The sequence below is a fragment of the Kitasatospora indigofera genome (genome assembly GCF_014655955.1).
GTDB lineage: Bacteria > Actinomycetota > Actinomycetes > Streptomycetales > Streptomycetaceae > Kitasatospora > Kitasatospora indigofera.
In genome coordinates, this window is record NZ_BNBO01000139.1 from 1 (window position 1) to 1,622 (window position 1,622).

The following is a 1,622-nucleotide window of genomic DNA, read 5'->3' on the forward strand; positions in this document are numbered from 1 at the left end:
CTCAGCTTGTCGTTTTACCTCCGGTGATCACCTTCTGGCGTGTTCGGGTTCTCGCCTACCTGTTCGCTAGTGGTCGGTGACCAGGGCGAGTCCGACGTCGTAGCTGGGGGCTCGGCGGAGGTTGGGCCGGCCGGGTGGGCGTCCGGGCCCGGGGCGGGAGGGTCTCGCAACGGAGGTGGGGCAGGCCAGGCGCGTGCGGATGTTGCGGAACCCGCGCCGGACCCGGGCGGGGGTGAGCCGTTCGGCAGGCTGGGGCCGCTCCCAGGGTCGGCGGAGGTCTGCGGCCAGGGGTCTGGCGAGGCGGAGCTGGGTGTGGGCAGCAAGGACCAGGTAGGTCCAGCGGTCGGCTGCCGCGGGTTCGCGCAGACGGGGACGGGTCCAGCCGAGGGTCTGCTTGAGGAAGCGGAAGGTGTGCTCCAGGTCGAAGCGCCGCAGGAAGGCGTGCCAGGCCGTGTCGGTGTCCTCACTGCTGGGTGTGGGGTCGGAGAACCACAGCCAGACCGGCTTCGGGGTGCCGCCGGAGGGCAGGTGGTCGACGTCGAGTCGGATCAAGGTCCCTTCGATGACGGGGAGTTGGCCCTGATGGTCGCTCCAGGCGGAGCGTCGCCAGATCCGCGGGTGGAGGCGGTGCCAGGCGCGGACGCGGGCGGTGCCGTAGCGGCGGGTGGTGTGCTCGCTGTCGCTGTCGGGATCGCGCCAGGTTTCGGGGTCGGCCAACGCGAACCGGGTTCCGTGGCAGCGGGGTTGGCCGCCCTTGGGGCCCACCCGGTAGTCGTCGGGCACGGGGTTGAAGAAGACGCGGTCGGAGCGCACTCGCACCACGATCTGGACGGGCAGGTCGCGCAGGAGGTAGGCGAGGCGCGGGCCGTCGTAGCCGGCGTCCGCCACAACCACTACCGGCGGGTCGCCGAGCTTCCAGTGTCCGGCGTTGAAGATGCCGCGCAGGACCTCGCGCAGCTGGGCGGCGGTGACGGCCGCGGTGTCAGCGCCGGGTTCCAGGCGCCGCGCGTCCAGCAGGGCCGTCCACGAGGTCGAGCCCGACTCCAGGGCGGCGACGAAGGAGTACGGCCAGCCGGGCACCATCTCGTGGGTGTTCTCGCGTCGGCCGTAGGTGTGGCAGAAGGAGCGGGCGTCGCTGGTGTTGGCGTCCGGTCGCAGCCACGCGGACACGTCGACGGCGAGCACGATCCGCCCGCCCGGGCCGCGCGGCAGACTGCGGGCCGCGATCGCGCACCGCAGGCGGCCCGCGTCGAGGTCTCCCCGGTTCAGGGCGGCGTACAGGGAGCCGTGCGAGCGCCGGTGCTCGGGCGCAAGAGCCAGTTCGACCAGGGCACGGACCGGACCGTCGGCGCACAACAACGCGTCGGACACCTCGAACAGGGCGTCCGCGCGGCGGGGCATCGCGGCGTACAAGTCCATTCGAAAGGAGGACAGCTCCGCGACAGCCTGCCGACGAACAGCTTCAGGGACCACAATCGACACCGACGACCTCCGTGACCACTGTGCGACTCGACATCACACAGCGTGAAACGGAGGTCGTCGCCTTGTCCCGGAGATCCCCATGTGGGTGACCAGCTCGAACACTCTGGAAATGATCACCGGAGGTAAAACGACAAGCTCAG

Annotated in this window: 1 protein-coding gene; it reads right to left on the minus strand. The window is 70.8% G+C overall.

Going from position 1 to position 1,622, the window contains the following annotated elements; genetic code table 11:
• Window positions 1-66: 66 nt before the first annotated feature.
• Window positions 67-1,482 (minus strand): NF041680 family putative transposase, encoded by a 1,416-nt coding sequence (locus IE329_RS39800; RefSeq protein ID WP_190215951.1) that lies wholly within the window; start codon window positions 1,480-1,482, stop codon window positions 67-69.
• Window positions 1,483-1,622: the final 140 nt, after the last annotated feature.